16 protein-coding genes are annotated in these 19,409 nt (G+C 46.1%); 8 read left to right on the forward strand and 8 right to left on the reverse strand.

Going from position 1 to position 19,409, the window contains the following annotated elements:
• Positions 1–13 precede the first annotated feature (13 nt).
• Both AB4585_RS16555 and arsB read left to right on the forward strand, forming a co-directional pair.
• The gene (locus AB4585_RS16555; RefSeq protein WP_017064015.1) at positions 14–355 is read left to right on the forward strand and encodes a helix-turn-helix transcriptional regulator; all 342 of its coding nucleotides are present in this window, start codon (positions 14–16) and stop codon (positions 353–355) included.
• A gap of 109 nt (positions 356–464) precedes the next feature.
• A complete protein-coding gene (arsB, locus tag AB4585_RS16560) occupies positions 465–1,520 on the forward strand; it encodes an ACR3 family arsenite efflux transporter (RefSeq protein ID WP_017065681.1) in 1,056 nt (351 codons plus the stop codon).
• A gap of 89 nt (positions 1,521–1,609) precedes the next feature.
• On the opposite strand, the gene AB4585_RS16565 is transcribed toward arsB, so the two are convergent.
• The gene (locus AB4585_RS16565) at positions 1,610–2,500 is read right to left on the reverse strand and encodes a LysR family transcriptional regulator (protein WP_372170300.1); all 891 of its coding nucleotides are present in this window, start codon (positions 2,498–2,500) and stop codon (positions 1,610–1,612) included.
• A 130-nt stretch (positions 2,501–2,630) separates the two neighbouring features.
• Between AB4585_RS16565 and AB4585_RS16570 the strand changes: the two genes are divergently transcribed.
• Positions 2,631–3,062, forward strand: coding sequence for a PACE efflux transporter (locus AB4585_RS16570; protein ID WP_017066100.1), 432 nt, complete (start codon positions 2,631–2,633; stop codon positions 3,060–3,062).
• Between the two features lie 194 nt (positions 3,063–3,256).
• Here AB4585_RS16570 and AB4585_RS16575 read toward each other — a convergent pair whose 3' ends face one another.
• From AB4585_RS16575 to AB4585_RS16605, 7 genes are all read right to left on the reverse strand, one after another.
• Positions 3,257–4,129: a universal stress protein gene (locus tag AB4585_RS16575; protein WP_136973632.1), complete on the reverse strand. Its 873-nt coding sequence runs from the start codon at positions 4,127–4,129 to the stop codon at positions 3,257–3,259.
• A 16-nt stretch (positions 4,130–4,145) separates the two neighbouring features.
• Positions 4,146–6,149, reverse strand: a complete 2,004-nt coding sequence (locus AB4585_RS16580; protein WP_372111723.1) for a tripartite tricarboxylate transporter permease — start codon at positions 6,147–6,149, stop codon at positions 4,146–4,148.
• 282 nt (positions 6,150–6,431) lie between these two features.
• Positions 6,432–7,610: a Bug family tripartite tricarboxylate transporter substrate binding protein gene (locus tag AB4585_RS16585; RefSeq protein ID WP_372154336.1), complete on the reverse strand. Its 1,179-nt coding sequence runs from the start codon at positions 7,608–7,610 to the stop codon at positions 6,432–6,434.
• Positions 7,611–7,931: 321 nt separating this feature from the next.
• Positions 7,932–8,996 (reverse strand): 4-oxalomesaconate tautomerase, encoded by a 1,065-nt coding sequence (locus AB4585_RS16590; protein ID WP_136973630.1) that lies wholly within the window; start codon positions 8,994–8,996, stop codon positions 7,932–7,934.
• 169 nt (positions 8,997–9,165) lie between these two features.
• Positions 9,166–10,320 (reverse strand): ABC transporter substrate-binding protein, encoded by a 1,155-nt coding sequence (locus AB4585_RS16595; protein WP_372170305.1) that lies wholly within the window; start codon positions 10,318–10,320, stop codon positions 9,166–9,168.
• A complete protein-coding gene (locus AB4585_RS16600) occupies positions 10,320–11,789 on the reverse strand; it encodes a sensor histidine kinase (protein WP_372170308.1) in 1,470 nt (489 codons plus the stop codon). Before AB4585_RS16600 ends, AB4585_RS16595 begins: the two co-directional genes overlap by 1 nt.
• 15 nt (positions 11,790–11,804) lie before the next feature.
• On the reverse strand, positions 11,805–12,473 hold the full coding sequence (locus AB4585_RS16605; RefSeq protein ID WP_016795398.1) for a response regulator transcription factor: 669 nt from the start codon (positions 12,471–12,473) through the stop codon (positions 11,805–11,807).
• 449 nt (positions 12,474–12,922) lie between these two features.
• Between AB4585_RS16605 and AB4585_RS16610 the strand changes: the two genes are divergently transcribed.
• From AB4585_RS16610 to AB4585_RS16630, 5 genes are all read left to right on the forward strand, one after another.
• Positions 12,923–13,777 (forward strand): MIP/aquaporin family protein, encoded by an 855-nt coding sequence (locus AB4585_RS16610; protein ID WP_004732234.1) that lies wholly within the window; start codon positions 12,923–12,925, stop codon positions 13,775–13,777.
• Positions 13,778–13,836: 59 nt separating this feature from the next.
• Complete coding sequence (gene glpK / locus AB4585_RS16615; protein ID WP_017060940.1) at positions 13,837–15,357, forward strand: glycerol kinase GlpK; 1,521 nt, start codon at positions 13,837–13,839, stop codon at positions 15,355–15,357.
• Between the two features lie 260 nt (positions 15,358–15,617).
• Entirely contained in the window at positions 15,618–16,412 is a 795-nt protein-coding gene (locus AB4585_RS16620) for a DeoR/GlpR family transcriptional regulator (protein ID WP_372170311.1), read from the forward strand.
• 288 nt (positions 16,413–16,700) lie between these two features.
• Positions 16,701–18,260, forward strand: coding sequence for a glycerol-3-phosphate dehydrogenase (gene glpD / locus AB4585_RS16625; RefSeq protein ID WP_372170313.1), 1,560 nt, complete (start codon positions 16,701–16,703; stop codon positions 18,258–18,260).
• Positions 18,261–18,545: 285 nt separating this feature from the next.
• Entirely contained in the window at positions 18,546–19,355 is an 810-nt protein-coding gene (locus AB4585_RS16630) for an SDR family NAD(P)-dependent oxidoreductase (RefSeq protein ID WP_372170318.1), read from the forward strand.
• Positions 19,356–19,409: the final 54 nt, after the last annotated feature.

Here is a 19,409-nt window from a genome sequence, read left to right on the forward strand (position 1 = left end):
GTGAGACGTCAATATGAACTCAACTTGCTCGACATCTGGTGGCTGTTCTCTGCCCATCGAACACGGTGATGCTAAAGCAGAAAAGCAAATGGCCGCACTGGCGAAAGCACTCGCTCACCCAGCAAGAATACGTATATTGAGTATCCTTTCCACGTTAGAAAAATCGGGCGGCTGCTTGAACAGTGATCTGGTGAGTGAATTGGGTTTAGCTCAATCAACGGTATCAGAGCACTTAAGAATATTAAAAGCCTCAGGTTTTATTACGGCTGAGTCGATTCCGCCGAAGATGTGTTACCGCATCGACCGCGACAATATTCAACGCTTCGAATCGATATTTAACAGCATTTTAAAATAGAAGTTCACGCTTGAATGATCGGCTTTGATAGCCTTTACTTTTAAGCGTGTTTTTTTGCCACAACCAATCGTTTTTCGACGATTTACGATATCAACTAAGAGAGATTATCATGAAACCAAAGTTAGGTTTTCTAGATCGCTACTTAACACTGTGGATTTTTATTGCCATGGGCCTTGGTGTACTACTCGGCACCCTATTCCCACAGATCGAACAGTGGAACGATTCAATGTCTGTTGGCACCACTAACATTCCGCTTGCGATTGGCCTTATCTTAATGATGTACCCACCTCTGGCTAAGGTTAACTACAACCTGCTAGGCACTGTGGTAAAAGATAAGAAAGCCATTAAGCTCTCTTTGATCATGAACTGGATCGTTGGTCCAATTCTGATGTTTGTATTGGCACTAACTTTCTTGGGAGACCACCCAGGTTACATGGTTGGGGTGATTCTGATTGGTCTTGCTCGTTGTGTGGCGATGGTTCTGGTTTGGAACGACATCGGCGGCGGTAACAAAGAGTACGGCGCGGCATTGGTTGCTCTAAACAGTGCATTCCAAGTGGTGAGCTACAGCTTTATGGCGTGGTTGTTCATCAGCGTTCTTCCACCAGTATTTGGTTACGAAGGCATGTTGGTTGATATCTCGATGATCGACATTGCACACAGTGTACTTATCTACCTAGGTATCCCATTCCTAGCGGGCTTCCTAAGCCGTAAGATCCTTGTGTCGATGAAAGGCGAGCAGTGGTACAACGACGTATTTATTCCACGCATCTCTCCAATCACACTGATTGCACTACTGGCGACTATCGTTCTGATGTTCAGCCTGAAAGGTGAAATGATTGTTGAACTGCCAATGGACGTTCTATTAATTGCGGTTCCACTGACTATCTACTTCACTGCGATGTTCTTCATCAGTTTCTTCATCGGTAAAAAGATGGGCATCGAGTACGACAAGAACGCATCAATTGCATTTACAGCAACAGGTAACAACTTCGAGCTAGCGATTGCCGTGGCTATCTCAGTATTCGGTATCAACTCAGACCAAGCGTTTGCAGGCGTTATCGGTCCACTGATTGAAGTCCCTGTGCTGATTTACCTTGTGAACGTGGCGCTTAAGATGAAAGACAAGTACTACAACGGTCAGACGGTTAAACCTAGCGTATAGCATCTACGTCTACACCTAGAACTAGAACTAACAAAAAGCAGCATCACTTTGAACAGAAAGGCTCACACGTTAAACGGTGAGCCTTTTCTTTATTCAGTTTCGTCTAATAGGCCTTTCAATGCTTGTTCAAGCCAAAGTAATGCAGGACCTTTTGAGCGTGTTTTAGACAGAACAAGATCAACCGGAGGCGACCAAGTTTTATGGTCAAATGACACATTCACCTCTACCAAGCGCTGTTTAATAAGCTCTTCTTCAACAAGGTGTTTCGGTAAGTATGCCCAGCCAATATCACTGCCGAGTACCATCTCTTTGATCACAATAAAGCTGTTTGACCACCACACTTTACCGGCAATCATCGGAAACTGATCCATCACCTTCCCCTTGTCTCCCCTCAACACTAACTGACGATGTGGGAGTAAATCAGGGAGTTTCGCGACACCTGTTTTTGCGAGCGCATGACTTGGATGACACACAGCAATAAACGGTAAGTGACCGATAAAGCATGGCTCAGAACCGACATCAAAAGCCAAGTTGGTAAACATCAATCCAATGTCGGCTCTCTCTTCGATAATTAACGGATTGACCTCTGTCGTGGTACACGCAACCAGTTCCACTTCAGTCGCAGGGAATTGTTGACTGAACTGACTAAGGATCTTAGATAGATTCGGGACCAATAGTGAATCATCTAATGCAATTTTGATGAGCCCCTCTTCACCACTGCCCATCGCACTAACCGTCACATTCAGATCTTCAACCTGAAGCACGATCGCTTTCACCTGTTTAAATAACTGCTCGCCCGCTTTGGTTAGTGAAGGCTTTCGAGTCGAACGATCAAAAAGCTCAACATTAAAATCTATTTCAAGATTACTGATGCCTTGGCTCACCGCCGACTGCACCTTCCCCAAATGACGAGCACTGGCAGAAAATGACCCTAATTCAACGGCATACACAAACATTTTCAGTTGTTCAATGTTGTACATTCGGTGTCTCCCAAAACTTACTATCACTATATGTGATGCTAACTATCTTTATATTATCACTTAAGTAGATATTATTTAGCCAAGTCATTAGCCCATCGGCGGCTATTTAATCGTAAAGAGAGTTAGAAAAATGTCACATAAAGAACGCATGTTGCACATGGTGCTATTTGAATTGGTTGCTTTGGTTTTGATGGCAGGGCTTGCAACCTATATTACAGGAAACGGCGCAGGTGAAATGGCAGGCTTAGCGCTCGCAATATCATTGATAGCGATGGCTTGGAACTACGTTTACAACTATGGCTACGACAAAATTTACGGAGCAGACCGAAGCAAAAGAACCACGAAAACACGTATCCTGCACGGATTAGGTTTTGAGCTTGGCTTAATGACAGTGACTCTACCTGTCTTGATGTGGGTTCTACAACTCGACTTCCTAACCGTACTGATCATGGACATCGGCCTAGTTATTTTCTTCGTACTTTACGCGATTGCGTTCAACTGGGCGTATGACTCGGTTCGATATCAATTGGTTGCGAAAGGAAAAGTGGCAGCTCTGGTTTAGAGCTGCATACATTCAAATAAAAAGGGGCTAACTGGTAATCAGTCATCGTAAAAAGGAGAATAAATACGATGACCACATAAGCATAGACGGACGGGTCACATATCAGTTAGCCCATGAGTTTACTCTAACAATCTAAGCTGTCATGCGCCTGACATGACAGCAATTAAACTTCGATGAAATCTCAGGTCATTCAATCAACTCACCATGAACAGAGGCACGTTGGTTTTACTCAATAATCTTCTGGTAACGCCACCCAGCATCTGTTGATGCATCTTCTTATGAGCAAGAGCGCCAGCCACTATCAAGTCAGCATGAAACTGCTCTGCATGAGCAAGGATCGCTTGAGGCGTTTTTATTCTGCCCTCTTTAAACGAAATACACTCCACTTCGATATTATGTAGCCCCAAATAGCGCTTTAAATCTTGTTGATTAGGCTTTTTGTTGAGTGAACGCTCACTGGTTACCACCACGATGTTTTTTGCTTTTCTAAGCAATGGCATCACTGCTTTCACAGCCCTCGCACCTGGATCATCTCCATTCCAAGCAATCATAATGCATTCCGGGTTAAAGCTTTTTTGCTCACGTGGCATCAGTAAGATGGGGCGACTGCCATGTTCTATCGCCACGTCAAAACTCACGCTACTTTTGCCATTGAGCGGTTTAGGGATAATGATTAAGTCAGACACCTTACCGCGCTCAGAGACTACATCCGCTCGATAACCCGTTAGATTATGCCATTGGGCACTCACGAGTTTATTGGCGTCGTTCATCACTAAGTTATCACTGTCGCACAGTGGCACTTCGAGCTTGTCGCACAAGGTGGTGAACTCAAGCTCAGACTGGTTCATATCTTCTGCAACGTAGTTATTCACCAATTGATCAATACGGCTAAGCCATTTACTTGGTAGCAATTGGCGCTCTTCTGGCATTAACTGTTGCGGGCTAATTTGGGCGTGCAATACATCCAAGTGCGCACCAAAATACCGAGCAACACTCAATGCACCTTCTAACCTTTCAGCGGAGTTTGCCGTAGAAGCAAAAGGCATAATAATAGTTCGAATCGTCATAATTACTTTCCTTCCATTATCCAATCGGCCAAGGCAGATCAACCGCCTCTTGCAACAAGCCAATCGGTAAATCCAAAACCATTAGGTGAGTTAGACCCAGTAAGAACCCTGTCGCAGCAACCGTTACCGATGCGGAACGTATCAAGCTCAACCCTGCTTTACTCATCAAGAACAGGCAGAAGAACGCGCTAATAGAAATCACGTAGCCGACAAAGTAACAACCAAGGATCAACGCACCGAGCCAGTACAGGTAATGCATCATGCTGATGCTGTTGGTATCAAAGGCATAGCCTTGCTCATACTCGTTATCAAAATAGACAGCATCGCCTTCTGGCTTGGTCAGCAGTTGGAATAGCACCACCGAAGACAATACCCACATAATACTGGCAATGATGATGGTGAACACGCCACCTAAAAAGCTCTGTTGGTAGCCATCGTAAATGCCGTACATAAACGCGATGTTGACCAAGGCAGCGAAGATAACCTGAGGCTTGCGGTAACTGATTCTTACTGAAGGTTGAGCAGTTTCAATCGAAGCGTCTTGTGCTTCGCTTTGCTTGTTCTTCTTCGCGCTTTGACGCCACATGAAGAACAGAGAGAAGACAGTCAGCGCACCAATAATCATCACACCCGGGCGTAGTAAGAATGCAGCACCATCAAACTGAACCGCTTGGTATAGGTAGGTCTCCATGCCGTTGGCCAATACAAAACCAATCAAGAACGCAGGGCGAGGCCAGTCGAAACGCTTCATCAGCACACCCAGCGTACCGATGCCTAATAGGGTCACTAAGTCGCCAAGGTCGCGTGTTGCTTGGAATGCAGCAAAACAAATCACCATCACCATGAATGGGGCAAGCAAGGTGTAACGAACCGTGGTCAGCCTAGCCACCCAAGGTGAAATCAGCATACAAGCACCAGCACCAAACACGTTCGCTAATGCCAAAGACCACACGATAGTGTAAGTAATATCGAGGTCAGTACTCACCATCGCAGGACCCGGTTCTAAACCCACCAACACCATGCCGCCAAGGAATACTGCCATGCTACCCGAACCTGGAATACCGAATAACAGCGTAGGGACTAAGCCACCACCCTCTTTCGCATTGTTCGACGATTCAGGTGCGATAACACCACGCACATCACCTTTACCGAATTCAGGATCTTTCTTAGTCGTTTGCACCGCATGACCATAAGCGATCCAGTCCACGACACTGCCACCAAGGCCGGGAAGTGCACCAACAATACAGCCGATTACACTACAACGCACTGCGAGCCATTTGTTTTCCAAGAAGTCACGAACGCCCGCAGACCAACCCTTGCCAAGTTTACTAGCATTGGCGATTGGCTTATTTTGACGAAGCAGATCGATAATCTCAGGAAGCGCAAAAATACCTAAGCCAACGACTACCAGAGGAATGCCGTCCATTAGGTAGAAGTTGTCAAAGGTCATTCGATATTCGCCAGTTGCAGGGGCACTACCGACACTGCCAAGCAATACACCCATGCCACACGCCGACAAACCTTTTACCAAGCTCTTACCTGCCAACGCACCGACCATGCTCAAACCTAATAAGGTCAGCATGAACAACTCACCAGAACCAAAAGCGAGGATCACTGGTCGAGCGATCAACACAAACCCTGTCAGTATCACCGCACCGAACAAACCACCGAAAAGCGATGAAGTAAACGCGGCAGAAAGCGCACGAGCCGCCTCGCCTTTCTTCGCCATTGGGAAGCCATCAAGCACGGTTGCTTGTGAGCCGCTTGAGCCCGGGATCCCCATTAATACGGAAGTGAATGTATCGGAAGTGGGAATAACCGCAACCAAGCCGATAAGCATCGCCAAGGCTGAAATTGGGTCCATGCCATACAAGAACGGCAGCAGTAATGATAAGCCTGCAATGCCGCCAAGCCCCGGAAAGATACCAATCGCGAGACCCAGCAATACACCACCTAACATAAAGGTGATGTGCTGAACGCTTAATATGGTTTCCAGTGCAGCAAAGAGTTCGTTAAACATCGTTGAATCCTTTCTATCATGAGACTCACTTTCGCTTTCGTGACCACTGCTTTCCTGAGCCCTTGATGCACAAAGCCCTACGGTGTTACCCGTACAGCGGCGATACAATGGGAGTGAAGCACTCACTGAGTTAACGATTTAATCGAATAACTCGTTAGCTACGTTGCGACAGAGAAAGTGAGATGAAAAGGCGTGAGCCACGATCTTGCGTCGCGGTCTCACTGCCAGTTAATACTGAGCGTTGTTAAGACTCATATTTTCTTGGGCTTCTGGATAGCCTGTTTAGAAACGAGTGTTGTAGTTTGTAGTGAGCCAATTTCTGACCCATTCAAGGTTGCTTTCATCAAGCGACATAGCCGCTTTAAGTGCGAGTTGTGCTTGTTCGCCAGTCAGCTGAGGGTAATCACCCAATACTTCGACGGCACGTTTTTGAAAATCAGGTTGAGAGACTAATTCAGAAGCCGATGCGCGCCATGCTGCAACTATCTCTTCTGGTGTCGACTTAGGCACAAAAATCATCTTCTGAGCGGCAAACCCGGCCATAAAGAATGAGCGCCAAACCGCATAGCCTTGTGTTTCTGCTTCTTCAGGGTGGAACAACTGGTACACCTCAGCGAAGTGCGGAAGCTCTGGGAAGTTAGGATCACGCTTTAGCTTGCCGTCTTCACCCAATACACCGAAGCTAAACAAAGGAATCGCTTTACCTTCATTGACTAACGGTGTCACTTTGTCGATGTAAGATGAGCTGGTTTGAGAATCGATATTCACTTCGCCGCGCTCGAATGCCAGTCGACCCGCACCACGCCCTTGCATGCCGAAAATCGCTTGTACCTCCAAACCAAGTAGATCCATGGCTAGCAGTGGTACCAAGTCAATTGAGGTCGCACCTTGGCTTGCGTATTGAAACTTGATTTGGTCTTTCTTATCGAAAAGATCTTGTACATTCTCGATGCCCGTTTTAGGCGAAACATACACAACGCCGCCAGTTGGGGATGCGAGAATCACGCTCCAATCGTTGTAGTCGTAACGAACTCGGCGATCTTGAAGAAGATAGGGATATTGGGTTGATGCCGAGCTTGCAAAGATGTTGAGGCCGTTGTCTTTCGCACGGCGAGCAAATTGGTTAGCGCCTTTTGTTGAGCCGCCACCCGGGATGTTTTTCACCACCACTACTGGATTGCCCGGTAACGATTGAGACAAATAAGGTGCATAGAAACGCCCCCATGTATCGGTACCGCCGCCCTCTTTGTAAGGCATCACAAACTCGACACGCTCACCTTTAAACGAAACCTCTTCGGCTTGTGCGTGATGAGATAATGCCCCGACACCAAGTAGCGTGACCAAGAGTGATTGGCAAACTTTTAGCTTAGACAATTTTTGAGTCATAAGAAAAGAACCGTTCGAGAATAACGAACCCTTAGTAGAAGATTGTGTATTTTCGGGTAGTTGTACGTTCAGCATCGTGCCTCCTAATATCCTTTTTACTGCGTGTTACCTGCAGCTGGACTGTTTTTTGTGGTTTCTGACAAATTAGTCACCGAACCTGTCATCCAACTGACACGCTGCACTTTGATAACAAAAGTGTTACAAAGATCGCCCTTTAAGGCACAAAAACAGAGCACCGCGCGCCGAATTGGTGCAGTAAACCTCGAGGTTTTACTAGGGTCCGGGGAAGATATTAGAACGAACAAAGAATATGAGTGTAAGTGTGAATGTGAGAATGAAAAAAAATCGCCAACCCAATGGCCAGCGATTATGAATACGCATTAAAGCAGCTTGAGATTAAAACGTCGGGTAAACCTGACCTTTGAACAGTGGGCGCGCTGTACGCACCAAAGCCGCTTGACGAACCGCAGGCTCAATTTCCCCTGGCTCTACTTTGATATTGACTTGGATTTGTCCACTAGGGTGCTCAATAACGACCGTTTCAGAGTTAATGCCTTGGCACACTTCATGCGCGACAGTACCCGGAATCATGCAAGCCGCCGCAACACAGATCCCGCCCGTCACAGCATGGCTAGCATGACAGTTTTGAGGAACAAAGTAGCGAGAGGTAATGTGTCCGTCTTGAGTTGGTGGTGATAACAAAGACACTTTAGGCACCACGCTTCCTGTCACATCACCCATGCCCATTAAGCGACCTGCAGATAAACGGATAGACTCGATGCGCTCAAGTAACTCGGCATTATCATCGAGTTGTTGCTTGGTCTCGTTACCCGCTAAGCCAAAGTCTTTGGCATTAATGTGCACCATAGGCACAGCTGCATCCAAGCAAGAAACTTCAACACCTTTGACTTGATCACGCACGTTGCCTGTTGGGAATAGCTTGCCCGTTTTCGAGCCGCCAACATCTAAGAAGTTAAGCAAAACTGGTGAGCCAGTTCCAGGAACACCGTCCACACGCACATCACCGTCATAACGTAAATGGCCATTTGGGCTTTCGGCGGAAACTTCGATAATAGTATTGGTGTTGATGTTTCTGACACGCAACATGGTCGATGGACTGCTTAACTTAACCAAATTATTTTCACTGGCGAACGCCACGATGCCTGAGAGAATATTGCCGCACGAAGGTTTGGTATCGACTTCTTTCTTATCGACCGCGACCTGAGCAAAGAGATAATCTAAATCTGTCCCTTCTTGCTCCGACTTAGACACAATTGCGACCTTGCTCGTCAGTGACGTGCCGCCGCCGATGCCATTGATTTGTTGGCCTTCGCCTGAACCCATAATACGCACAAGCAGATCGTCTCTCTCTTGCTCACTTTCAGGTAAATCACTCGCTAGAAAGTACGCGCCTTTCGATGTGCCACCGCGGATCAACATGCAGGAAATATTCTCGTTCATGACCGTGTTCAACCTCTTACTCTTGAAGTGAAAGAGCAATTCCATGCTCATTTTTGGACTTCAAGAGTAAAAAACGAAACTGTCATGTAGCTGACTCGGCGGTATTTCGGTTGAATGACCAAGCCAAGATCGGGTTGCTGCAAAGCAATCGAATTAACTACCAACTAAACTAATCGTAGCTTTTAAGAGCGCTCTCCCATTCGGTTATCACTAAGGATTTTTTGCTTTGATCCGAGAAGATCAACAGGCTGACATCTAACGGAAGGGGCTTGAGTTGATTGGCAAACTGCTCACGTAAAACCGCTGCCGATTTAGCACTTTTTATATCGGTACGCACCGGGGGCATATTGGTTTCTTTTGCCATCAGCTTCTGCCCTGAATAGGAAAATAAGTAATCAATAAAGGTTTGAGCTTGTTCTAGCCTAGGCGTGGTTTTATTAATAAATGCAGTTCGAATGACCACAGGTGTGTAGTCGTTGGCCGCCACAATCACCACATCTTTGTGCTTCGATTCCCACGAGTTCGCATACGAGCCCATGATGTTGTAGGCAATCGCAATATCACCATCAGTCAGCGCTTGGAGCATCGACGCAGAGCTATCAAAGGTGCGAGCCTGATGGAGATTAAACAGCTCCAAGAATTGTCCGTAGTTACTCGTTTGAGCGCGTTCAAAGGACCAAAGCAGATAACCGATACCAACATCTCGAATATCAAACAGCCCTATTTTCCCCATCAGTTCTTCACTATGGAGGCGAATAAAACTCAACAGTTCGACACGGCTCAACGGGACTTCCTTTCCTTCAAGAAAAGACTCATTAAACACGATCACAGCAGGTTCATAGCTAAAACCAAACAGCTCATTTCGCCACTGGCTCCAGTGGGGAACAATACCCGATTGAGAGCCATAGCCCGGCACATTTATTTGGTAAGGCAGAGCATAACCATCATTAACAAGTCGCAATTGTAAATCCATCACCGAACTGATGGTGATGTCGGGTTGGTCCGGCTTTTGGTCTCGGATATGAGCATCTAATACATTGCTGCTCATCGCTTGATAGCGCACGGTTATTTCTGGGTTTCGACGCTGGAAATCATCGAGCAGTGGCTTCATTTCTGACAAATAGGCTGCACCATAGATCACCAACGCATCTTCATTGCCATCACCTTGGTTGCTATTGTCTTGGTGAACAGAGTCTTGAAGAACCGAATCTTGGGGACCTGAGCCTTGATTAGCTTGTGCGGTGGCATTGGTAACGAATAGAGTGCTTGCTAACAACACCGCCGAAGTTAGCCCTGCGATCCAAATCCGTAAAGATTTCATCATTAAACCTCCCACCAATAGGTATGCGGGAACTGGACTTTCACCGTGAGGCCGCGATTATCCGTTTCGCCTGATGTAGTGTCTTCCAAGCTCAGAATTGCATTGGATTTTTGAGCAACATCTAACGCGATACTCATCCCTAGCCCTGTGCCTTGGCTAATCGCATTCGCGCTGCGATAAAACTTCTCGAACACATGAGGCTTATCTTGCTCATCAATGCCCGGCCCGAAATCGCGAATGTACAGCACCGCTTTGCTGCCTTGCTGTACTAATTCAACCTCGATAGTGCTGTCTTTGGGTGAATACTTGATTGAGTTTTCAATGAGATTCGTCAGCATCTGAGTTAAGGCGAAGCTATCGCCTCGAATGTAAAATTTAAGTGATTCTATGTAGCTCAATTCGATGTCTTTATTGAGTGCATTCATCGCCAAGCCACGGCTGGTTTGCTTCACTAGCTCATTAAAATCAATCTCTGTGGGCTCAATACTTTGGTAGCGATGGCGAATCGTTGCATGGTTCAATAGCTGCTCTACCGTACGCTCAAGCACCTCACATGCGCCAGTGACTTTATCTAAGTAATCGAGTGTGTGGCTGTCATTGGCTTTGCTTTTGGCCAGTTCGATTTGAGCTTTAATACCAGCGATTGGCGTCTTTAATTGATGAGCAGCTTCGCCAGTAAAGTTCTTAAGGTTGGTTAAGTTCTTATCGAGTTGAGACATAAACACATTGATGGTATCGACCAAATGCTCGACCTCTTCCGGCGCATCGAGATTAATAGGGGTTAAGTCGAGATTCGATCGCCTCTCCATCTTATTGTTAATCTCATTGACCGGCTTGAGCACCTTTACAATCAACACAAAGATGACCAATAGTGCACTTAGCATCACCGCGAGCAGTAGCTTAACCGCGTGGTCCGAGAGCTGCTTCTCCCATACTTGCCTCGCTTGTGTGGTTTGCCCCACAAGCACGTAAATGTTTTGCGGCCCTTCACGGGTATTCATGATGCGACTGACCAAAGACAAACGCACCCATTCATCTTTAAAGGTTAAGTAATAATAAGCAGCCTCTGGTTCGAGCTTAATCTGATACTGGTCGATTTGGTCACGCACTAACTGATCATCAAGCAATTCTTTATAACCCGTGATGTAACCAGACTCCGATGAATTCGAAGAACTAGCAACCAGATAGAAAACCTTATCTCTAGGGGAATCAGCCAGCGATTTGAAGGCCGCGGTGGGGATGTCGACACTGAATGTTAAACCATTAAAACGAACCTGCTCTATGATCTGCAGGGCGGCGTTATTCAACTGGCGATCATAAAACATCTGAGTGGTTTGATAGGCGTAGCGCTTTACCGCAACCAAAGTGAGCAAACTAATCAGGCACAATAGACAGGTCGCTGAGAACAATAATTGAAATCTCAGCGATTTTGTTCGAAAACGAAATCGGACAGGTTTGCTCAGTGCCGTCACCTAATACACCTCAGCTCAGTCTTCGACTTTATTGAGCACGTAACCAAGGCCACGCAGGGTTTTGATCTCAACATTGCTATTGGCTAGCGCCTTCCTCAAACGACCAACGTAGGTTTCAATCGCATTAGTGTTGGGTGGGTTATCGAAGTTATATAAGTGGTCGATGATCTCTTCTTTGCTCATCACACGGTTGAGGTGGTTCAGGAAGATTTCTAATAAGCGATATTCACGCTGTTTAAGCTCAATGACCTCGCCCTTCACTTTCACAATGCAACCTGCACTGTCGAACTCAATGTCACCAAACGTCACTGTGTTCTGATCGCTGCCTTGACGACGTCGAACGATCGCGCGACAGCGGGCTTCCAACTCACCAAAATCAAAAGGCTTAGTGAGATAATCATCAGCGCCCAGATCCAAAAGCTGAATTCGGTCAAACACTTCACTGCGCGCGGTAAGAATGAGAACAGGGGTATCAGACGATTGGCGAATACGTTTAATGATCTGCTCACCCGATTTATTGGGCAGGTTTAGATCGAGGATCACTAAATCAAAATCGGTATGGCTAATCATGGCGAATGCGACCGCCCCATCGTAGGCACAATCAACACCATGACCTAGGTCGATAAAGCGCTGTTCTATTGCTTCACTGATCAGACGATCATCTTCAACTACCAATATTCGCATCTTATCCCCCGCTTAAATAAGACGATTGTTCTCAAGTATGATGGCAATTTCAATAACAAAAGTAACAATAATAAAACAAAGTCCAGTATCACATCACATTTAGAACATTCTGTTCAGTACAGATGTTAAGGCGCGTTAAATATCATCAAGCTACGTCTAATAATCCGCCACTCACGAAGTAGCATCACAAATCCAAACATAAACTCCTCGTACCAGTTGCGCATTCATTTACATATAGGTAGTTTGAGCGGCTTCGCAACCTATCAATTCGAGCAATGACGTTCATGCGAGCATCTTTTTCGAGCAAAAGTGTTCGGATTAACATTTCAAGTGACTTTAATTAACAATTTTATGCTCAAACGCTCACTTTTGATGTTCGTTTATTTTCGAGTTCGCAAATATATGCACAATACACGTGCTAGATAAGCAAAACTAAAAAGGACTCGAACATGACAACAAACAAACACCCTTCTTTATTTGGGCAATGCTTGGCTGAATTTATCGGTACAGGATTACTCATATTCTTTGGCGTTGGCTGTGTGGCCGCTCTGGTATTAACTGGTGCGACATTCGGACAATGGGAAATCAGCATCATCTGGGGCTTCGGTGTTGCGATTGCAATTTACTGTACTGCCGGCGTTTCAGGCGCACACATCAACCCAGCCGTAACGATTGCACTGGCCATGTTCCATGGCTTCGATAAAGCGAAAGTGGTGCCTTACATCATTTCGCAACTGCTTGGCGCTTTCTGCTCTGCAGCATTGGTTTACAGCCTGTACAGCAACCTATTTACTGACTACGAAATCGCACATAACTTCGTTCGTAGCAGCCAAGACGCACTATCAACTGCTGGTATCTTCTCGACTTACCCACATGCTTCACTCTCTTTCTTCGGCGCTTTTGCTGTGGAATTCGTGATTACAGCAGTGTTGATGTTTGCCATTTTAGCGTTAGGTGATGAGAACAACGGCGCGTCTCGCGGTGCAATGAACCCTCTACTGATCGGTATTCTTATCGCGGTTATCGGTGGTTCTTTAGGTCCACTGACGGGCTTTGCAATGAACCCTGCTCGTGACTTCGGACCAAAACTGTTCGCTTACTTTGCAGGTTGGGATTTCGCACTAAGCGGTGCTCGTGATATTCCTTACTTCATCGTTCCAATTCTTGCTCCAATTGCTGGTGCGTGTTTTGGTGGTTGGTTGTACCCACGTGTTATCGGTGCTTACCTACCAGTAGAAGGCCAAGGCTGCACAATTCCAAACCAATGTGAAACAGAAGAAGAAGCTGAACAAGCTCAAGCTTAATTCCTAAGCGACCCTACATTTACTAAAATATAAATAACAAAAGAAAAAGGACTCTTACCATGACCGAGCAAAAATACATTGTTGCCCTAGACCAAGGAACAACAAGTTCACGCGCCGTAATTCTCGACCATGATGCAAATATCGTCAGTTCTTCTCAGCGAGAGTTTACCCAGATTTATCCTAAAGCTGGCTGGGTTGAGCATGATCCAATGGAAATTTGGGCGACTCAAAGCTCTACATTGGTTGAAGCTTTGGCTAAAGCAGGCATTCGCAGCGATGAGCTAGCCGGCATTGGTATCACCAACCAACGTGAAACTACTATTGTATGGAACAAAGAGACAGGCAAACCGGTTTACAACGCAATCGTATGGCAGTGTCGCCGAACTGCCGACATCTGTGAAGACCTTAAAGCGCGTGGCCTAGAAGACTACGTACGTGACAATACTGGCTTAGTCCTTGACCCGTATTTCTCAGGTACCAAAGTAAAATGGATTCTAGACAACGTTGAAGGCGCTCGCGAAGACGCTGAAGCTGGCAAACTACTGTTCGGTACGGTTGATACTTGGTTGGTTTGGAAGATGACTCAAGGACGTGTTCACGTTACGGATTACACTAACGCGTCACGTACTATGTTGTTCAACATCAACGACCTATGCTGGGATCAAAAGCTACTTGATGAAATGGGGATCCCGTCATCAATGATGCCAGAAGTGAAGCGTTCTTCTGAAGTTTACGGTCAAACGAACCTTGGTGGTAAAGGCGGTACTCGTATTCCAATCGCGGGTATTGCGGGTGACCAACAAGCTGCACTTTACGGTCAAATGTGTGTAGAAGCAGGCCAAGCTAAGAACACTTATGGTACTGGTTGTTTCCTTCTAATGAACACAGGCCAAGAGAAAGTCACATCGAAAAACGGCCTTCTAACCACACTGGCATGTGGCCCTAAAGGCGAACCTGCATACGCACTGGAAGGTGCAGTATTCATGGGCGGCGCATCAATCCAATGGCTACGTGATGAAATGAAACTACTGGCTGGCGCAGAAGACTCTGAGTACTTCGCAACCAAAGTAGATTCTTCAAACGGCGTTTACGTAGTCCCTGCGTTTACTGGTTTAGGCGCACCATACTGGGATGCTTACGCTCGCGGTACGATTGTTGGCCTGACTCGTGGTGTTAACTCTAACCACATCATCCGTGCAACCTTGGAAGGTATTGCTTACCAAACGCGTGACGTACTAGACGCGATGCAAGCGGACTCTGGCATCAAGCTAGCAAACCTACGTGTTGATGGCGGCGCAGTAGCGAACAACTTCCTAATGCAATTCCAATCAGACGTACTAGATACAGAAGTTCACCGTCCTGAAGTAACGGAAGTAACGGCTCTGGGTGCAGCATACCTTGCTGGTCTAGCAGTTGGTTTCTGGGACAGCATCGATGAGCTTCAAGACAAAGCAGTACTAGACCGTACGTTCTTGCCACACCACGATGAAGAGAAGCGTAACCGCCGTTACAAAGGTTGGAAGCGTGCTATCAAGTGTGCACAAGTTTGGTCTGAACTACACGATGACGACGAAGAGTAAAATCGAGCGTTCGAATAATCACTCTCTTATCGATTGAATTGTTCGTTCCTCAGTAAACGAAACTAAAAAGAGCACTATTTTGTGCTCTTTTTTGCGTTTGGGGCCTTTTTTTCATGTTTTGATCAACGTTTTTGCGGTTTAGACATAATTCCTTACCATCATTACTTCTCTCTGAGTATCAATTCGAGCACAATAGCGCGAGGTAATATTTAGAATTAGGTGCGCTAAAGTATTGCAGCGCGCAGGGAGTGGTAAGTTAAGTGAAGCAAATACCAAGACACCAGCAGATTGTAGACCTGGTAAAAACACAAGGATATGTGAGCACAGAAGAGCTCGTTGAAAAATTCGATGTCAGCCCACAAACCATCAGACGAGACCTCAATGAGCTGGCTGATAGCAACAAAATCCGTCGTTATCACGGTGGTGCAACCATTCCTCTTAGCTCAGAAAACACCTCTTACAACACGCGTAAAGCGCTTAACTTCAATGAAAAAGATGTGATTGCCGACGAGCTGGTTAAACACATTCCAGATGGTGCAACCTTGTTCGTTGATATCGGCACCACACCAGAATCAGTGGCACGTGCACTCAATAAAAACCACAAACAACTCAGAGTCGTGACTAACAACATCAACGTTGCCAGTATCCTGCTACCAAACCCAGAGATAAAGGTTATCTTGGCAGGTGGCGAAGTGAGAAACCGTGATGGCGGTATCGTGGGTGAAGCAACACTCGATTTCGTGAAGCAGTTCCGCCTCGATTTCGGCATTCTAGGGATCAGCGGCATCGACTTTGACGGCTCACTGCTTGATTTTGACTACCATGAAGTTCGAGTGAAGCAAGCTATCATCGAAAACAGCCGCAGCATCTTCTTAGCCGTCGACCACACTAAGTTTGGTCGTAACGCGATGGTTAAGCTCGGCAATATCTCTCAGGCCCACATGGTGTTTACTAATAAGCAGCCACCAGAAGAGATCCTGAACATCCTCAAGGATTCATCGATCCCATTGGAAGTGATCGAGACCGCGTCTCAACCACTAGCGTCGGACGAATAAAAAAACGCTCAGAAATCGTGTTCATTAAAAGAGCCCATTATTGATAGATCACTTTATCGATAATGGGCTTTTTTGTTACTTGGAAAGTCGCACTTGAACATGATTAATATCACTTCTATGCTCGAATGAGAGTTATTTGGAACCTTCGCTGTCATAAGCGAAGGTTTTTTTATGCGCAAATCACATAAAACGCGCATAAACGAAAATAATAAATGACCGCAAACGAAAGTTAATATACGATTCAATTATGTTCTAAAATGCTCGTTCGCTCAGAAAGAGGTCAAAACCATGAGTGCTCAACAAACTAATTCAAACAATAGTACATCTTCAACTCTAGACTTAATCGTTATTGGCGGCGGCATCAATGGTGCGGGTATCGCGGCAGACGCTGCTGGTCGTGGTCTAAACGTTGGTTTATACGAAGCAAATGATTTCGCGTCTGCGACGTCTTCTGCTAGCTCAAAGCTTATCCACGGTGGCCTACGCTACCTTGAACATTACGAATTTCGTTTGGTTTCGGAAGCACTCGCTGAACGTGAAGTCTTGTTAAGAAAAGCGCCTCACGTTGCTCAGCCAATGCGTTTCCGTTTACCTCATCGACCATTTTTACGCCCAGCTTGGATGATTCGCTGTGGCCTATTCCTTTACGATAACTTGGGTAAGCGCACCACTCTTCCTGGAAGTAAGACAGTCAACCTAGCAAAATCAGGGCTACTGAAACCAGAAATGAAGACAGGCTTCGAATACTCAGATTGCTGGGTTGATGATGCTCGTATGGTATTGCTCAACGTGTTGGCAGCAAAAGAAAACAACGCAGAAGTACGTAACTACTGCCGTGTTGAAAAAGCGCACCGCGAAGGTGGTATTTGGCATGTGACGATCCTTGATGTGATGACAAACCAACGCTTTGAACGCAAAGCAAGAGCGCTTGTTAACGCTGCAGGCCCTTGGGTTAAGCAGTTCTTTGATGATGGGTTAGAGCAGGCTTCGCCTCGTAATATTCGTCTGATCAAAGGCTCGCACATTGTTGTGCCACGCATTCACGACGAACCACAAGCGTACATTCTGCAAAACAAAGACAATCGTATTGTGTTCATGATCCCTTACCTAGATAAGTTCTCGATCATCGGCACTACCGACCTTGAATACAAAGGCGACCCACGTAACGTCGCAATTGATGATGTCGAAGTAGATTACTTGATTGATATCGTTAACCAGCACTTTGTTAAACAGCTTGGCCGTGAAGACGTGGTTTGGACATACAGTGGCGTAAGGCCGCTTTGTGACGACGAATCTGATTCACCACAAGCGATCACTCGTGACTACACATTGGAATTGGACGCAGAGCTAGATCAAGCACCACTGCTTTCGATCTTCGGTGGCAAGTTGACCACTTATCGTAAACTCGGCGAAGCGGCACTGAACAAGCTAGAACCACACCTAACCAACATGGGCGCACCATGGACAGCGAACGACACGCTTCCAGGCGGTAACTTTAGTTGCAGCAGAGAGCAGCTTGCGAAGATGATCCACACGAAATACCCTTGGGCATCTGAAGCGTTATTACTTCGCTACGTGACTCAATTTGGTACTTACACATGGAAACTATTGGAAGGCGCAAATAGCGAAGCTGACCTTGGCATCCAGTTCTCAAGCGAAGCCCATGGCGTTTATCAAGTTGAAATCGATTACTTGATTAATGAAGAGATGGCGATGACTGACGAAGACATCTTGTGGCGCAGAACCAAACTTGGCTTATACATGAGCGAATCCGAGCAGCAAGCGGTGACGGATTACCTGAAAGAGAAACTACAAAGCAAGGTAGTGAGCTTTTCTCAAGTAGGCTAACCCCACCAGCCTAAGCATGGTTCAAGAACATACTTAACAACGAAGCTTAGCGTCCCCCGCGCTAAGCTTTTTTATTGCCTGCTATTCCGACCTAAGAACTCGATTGATCGTCTCCTTCGCACGGACTGAGGCTTTGTTCACTCCCCCATTTTCAACAAAAACTAAATAGTGTTTTATTAATCCGGTTGATTATCAACTTCATAAAAGGTTGCTATTCTTTACCTCAATGAAACGACACATTTAAAAACGCTCACCATGTCAGCGCTTTAATAAGGAATCTATTCCATGCAAAAAGTTATTCTGATCACAGGCTCTACCGATGGTATCGGCTTCGAAACGGCAAAAGTACTTGTTCAACAAGGTCACCACGTTTTATTGCATGGACGTAACCCAAGCAAACTCAAAGACGTAGAGCAGCAACTTGTGGCTATCTCTGCGGAAGCGAAAATTCAAAGTTACGTGGCAGACTTGTCTGTTCTGGCTGATGTGGATGCGTTGGCTGACAAAGTAATTGCTGAGCGCGATAAGATTGATGTACTGATTAACAACGCAGGTGTGTTCAACACTCCGAACCCAATCACTAAAGACGGTTTAGATGTTCGTTTTGTTGTGAATACCATTTCACCATACCATCTGACTAAACGTCTGCTACCTGTACTCGATGCATCTAGCCGAGTGGTGAACCTGTCTTCAGCCGCGCAAGCAGCAGTGAACATCGAAGCGCTAGAAGGTAAGAAACCAATGTCTGATGGTGACGCTTACGCACAAAGCAAGCTTGCGATCACTATGTGGACTCGTGAGATGGCAAAAGAGTTAGGCTCTACGGGGCCAATGGTGGTTGCTGTCAACCCAGCTTCGTTACTAGGCAGCAAGATGGTGAAAGACGCTTATGGCATTGCAGGCGGCGACCTAAGCATCGGTTCTGATATTCTGGTTCGCGCATCATTGTCTAATGAGTTCGCACAAGCAGGCGGTCAATACTTTGATAACGACAACAACACGTTTGCTAACCCGCACCCAGATGCGATTTACGGCGATAAGTCACAACAAGTTGTCGCTAAAATTGAAGAGATCATCAAAGCAACGCTTTCTTAATGACAGCTATGCTCAAGTGATTTTCTGATTCCAAGAAAAAGCCCTACGTGACTA

It is taken from the genome of Vibrio sp. 10N.222.49.C9, assembly GCF_041474985.1.
Taxonomy (GTDB): Bacteria; Pseudomonadota; Gammaproteobacteria; order Enterobacterales; family Vibrionaceae; genus Vibrio; species Vibrio crassostreae_C.

Coding starts and splice junctions, on each gene's coding strand:
- AB4585_RS16585 (WP_372154336.1), bottom strand. CDS start 7,610: ATGCTGAACGTACAACTACCCGAAAATACACAATCTTCTACTAAGGGT.
- AB4585_RS16580 (WP_372111723.1), bottom strand. CDS start 6,149: ATGTTTAACGAACTCTTTGCTGCACTGGAAACCATATTAAGCGTTCAG.
- glpD (WP_372170313.1), top strand. CDS start 16,701: ATGAGTGCTCAACAAACTAATTCAAACAATAGTACATCTTCAACTCTA.
- AB4585_RS16595 (WP_372170305.1), bottom strand. CDS start 10,320: ATGATGAAATCTTTACGGATTTGGATCGCAGGGCTAACTTCGGCGGTG.
- arsB (WP_017065681.1), top strand. CDS start 465: ATGAAACCAAAGTTAGGTTTTCTAGATCGCTACTTAACACTGTGGATT.
- AB4585_RS16575 (WP_136973632.1), bottom strand. CDS start 4,129: ATGACGATTCGAACTATTATTATGCCTTTTGCTTCTACGGCAAACTCC.
- AB4585_RS16630 (WP_372170318.1), top strand. CDS start 18,546: ATGCAAAAAGTTATTCTGATCACAGGCTCTACCGATGGTATCGGCTTC.
- AB4585_RS16610 (WP_004732234.1), top strand. CDS start 12,923: ATGACAACAAACAAACACCCTTCTTTATTTGGGCAATGCTTGGCTGAA.
- AB4585_RS16605 (WP_016795398.1), bottom strand. CDS start 12,473: ATGCGAATATTGGTAGTTGAAGATGATCGTCTGATCAGTGAAGCAATA.
- AB4585_RS16570 (WP_017066100.1), top strand. CDS start 2,631: ATGTCACATAAAGAACGCATGTTGCACATGGTGCTATTTGAATTGGTT.
- AB4585_RS16590 (WP_136973630.1), bottom strand. CDS start 8,996: ATGAACGAGAATATTTCCTGCATGTTGATCCGCGGTGGCACATCGAAA.
- AB4585_RS16555 (WP_017064015.1), top strand. CDS start 14: ATGAACTCAACTTGCTCGACATCTGGTGGCTGTTCTCTGCCCATCGAA.
- AB4585_RS16565 (WP_372170300.1), bottom strand. CDS start 2,500: ATGTACAACATTGAACAACTGAAAATGTTTGTGTATGCCGTTGAATTA.
- glpK (WP_017060940.1), top strand. CDS start 13,837: ATGACCGAGCAAAAATACATTGTTGCCCTAGACCAAGGAACAACAAGT.